Source organism: Pseudomonas sp. Sample_9, from assembly GCF_004307535.1.
Lineage (GTDB): Bacteria > Pseudomonadota > Gammaproteobacteria > Pseudomonadales > Pseudomonadaceae > Aquipseudomonas > Aquipseudomonas mercuritolerans.
The window spans coordinates 1-2,597 of sequence record NZ_RAZO01000351.1 but is presented as its reverse complement, the minus strand read 5'-3'; the positions used below and the strand labels follow the sequence as shown (position 1 = coordinate 2,597).

General features: G+C 63.1%; 1 protein-coding gene. It reads left to right on the top strand.

What is annotated here, in order from left to right; genetic code table 11:
- Positions 1–2,421: PAS domain-containing hybrid sensor histidine kinase/response regulator (locus D6877_RS20080; protein ID WP_130911883.1), on the top strand; the 2,421-nt coding region annotated here is incomplete at its 5' end.
- Positions 2,422–2,597: the final 176 nt, after the last annotated feature.

The following is a 2,597-nucleotide window of genomic DNA, read 5'->3' as shown; positions in this document are numbered from 1 at the left end:
CTGTCGACCATGGTTTCCAACGACATGCTGTTGCCGTGGCTGTTGCGGCGCAACAATGCCGAGCGCCCGTTCGAGGTGTTCCGCCAGTGGATGCTCTCGGTGCGCCGCGTGAGCATCGTGGTGATTCTGCTGCTGGCCTACGTCAGTTATCGCTTGCTTGGCTCGACCGCGAGCCTGGCGACCATCGGCCAGATCGCCTTCGCCGCGGTGACGCAGCTGGCGCCGGCGATGCTCGGCGCGCTGTACTGGAAACAGGCCAACCGCCGGGGCGTGTTCGCCGGCCTCGCCACCGGCACGTTCCTCTGGTTCTACACGCTGGTACTGCCGATTGCCGCGCACAGTCTCGGCTGGTCACTGGCGAGCTTCCCCGGCCTGGCGTGGCTGCACAGCAATCCACTGAACCTGCCGATCACCCCGCTGACTCAAGGCGTGGTGCTGTCGCTGGCGGGTAACTTCACCCTCTTCGCCTGGGTCTCGGTGCTGTCGCGCACGCGGGTTTCCGAGCACTGGCAGGCCGGGCGTTTCATCGGCCAGGAAATCAGTGCGCGCCCGAATGCCCGTTCGATGCTGGCGGTGCAGATCGACGATTTGCTGCAACTGGCGGCGCGTTTTGTCGGCGAAGAACGCGCGCGGCAGAGCTTCATTCGCTTCGCCTACCGCCAGGGCAAGGGCTTCAACCCCAACCAGAACGCCGACAGCGAATGGATCGCCCACACCGAACGCTTGCTCGCCGGTGTCCTTGGCGCCTCTTCGACGCGTGCTGTAGTAAAAGCCGCCATCGAAGGTCGGGAAATGCAGTTGGAGGACGTAGTCCGAATCGCTGACGAAGCCTCGGAAGTGCTGCAATTCAACCGCGCGCTGCTGCAAGGCGCGATCGAGAACATCACCCAGGGCATCAGCGTGGTCGACCAGTCGTTGAAACTGGTGGCGTGGAACCGGCGTTATCTGGAGCTGTTCAACTACCCCGACGGCCTGATCAGCGTCGGCCGGCCAATCGCCGACATCATTCGCTACAACGCCGAACGCGGCTTGTGCGGCCCCGGCGAAGCGGAAGTGCACGTCGCGCGACGCTTGCACTGGATGCGTCAGGGCCGCGCGCACACTTCCGAACGGCTGTTCCCCAATGGCCGGGTGATCGAGCTGATCGGCAACCCGATGCCCGGCGGCGGATTTGTCATGAGCTTCACCGACATTACCGCGTTCCGCGAAGCCGAACAGGCGCTGACCGAGGCGAACGAAGGGCTCGAGCAACGGGTCAGCGAGCGCACCCAGGAACTGTCGCAACTCAACGTCGCGCTCACCGAAGCCAAGGGCAATGCCGAGGCGGCCAACCAGTCGAAAACCCGCTTCCTCGCCGCCGTCAGCCACGACTTGATGCAACCGCTGAACGCCGCGCGACTGTTCTCCGCCGCCCTCTCCCACCAAAACGAAGGCTTGAGCCCGGAGGCGCAGCAGCTGGTGCAACACCTCGACAGCTCGCTGCGTTCGGCGGAAGACCTGATCAGCGATCTGCTGGACATCTCGCGCCTGGAAAACGGCAAGATCAACCCGGATCGCAAAGCCTTCGCCGTCAACGAACTGTTCGACACCCTCGGCGCAGAATTCAAGGCGCTGGCTCAAGAGCAAAAGCTCACGTTCCGGGTGCGTGGCAGTCAATTGCGCATCGACAGCGACATCAAACTGCTGCGGCGGATTCTGCAAAACTTCCTCACCAACGCGTTCCGATACGCCAAAGGCCCGGTGCTGCTGGGCGTGCGTCGGCGCGGTGGCGAGCTGTGTCTGGAAGTCTGGGATCGCGGCCCGGGTATTCCGGAAGACAAGCAGCAGGTGATTTTCGAAGAATTCAAACGCCTCGACAGCCACCAGACCCGCGCCGAAAAAGGCCTGGGCCTGGGCCTGGCGATCGCCGATGGCTTATGCCGCGTGCTCGGGCACACCCTGCGCGTTCGCTCCTGGCCGGGGCGCGGCAGTGTGTTCAGCGTGACGGTGCCCATCGCCCGCACACAAACGCCTCCAGTTAGCGCCACGGTGGAACTGAACGGAAAACTGCTCAGCGGCGCGCAGGTACTGTGCATCGATAACGAAGACAGCATCCTGATCGGCATGAACAGCCTGCTGAGCCGCTGGGGCTGCCAAGTGTGGACGGCGCGCAATCGCGAAGAATGCGCAGCGATATTGAAAGAAGGTGTGCGGCCACAACTGGCGCTGGTCGACTATCACCTCGACCACGGCGACACCGGCACAGAGCTGATGGCGTGGTTGCGCACGCGCCTGGGCGAGCCGGTACCCGGCGTGGTAATCAGCGCGGATGGACGCCCGGAGACCGTAGCGCAAGTGCATGCGGCGGGCCTGGATTACCTGGCCAAACCGGTGAAGCCGGCAGCGTTGCGGGCACTGTTGAGTCGGTATTTACCGTTGTAGAAGGTGATCTAGCAGACGTCTTCGCGAGCAGGCTCGCTCCCACGGAAAAGCAAAAGCAAGATCAAAAGATCGCAGCCTTCGGCAGCTCCTACAGGTGAATCGCGTGAATTCGATGGAAATAGGTTGACCAGCAGGTCGCCTTGGCGAGCAGGCTCACTCGGAAAAGCAAAAGCAAG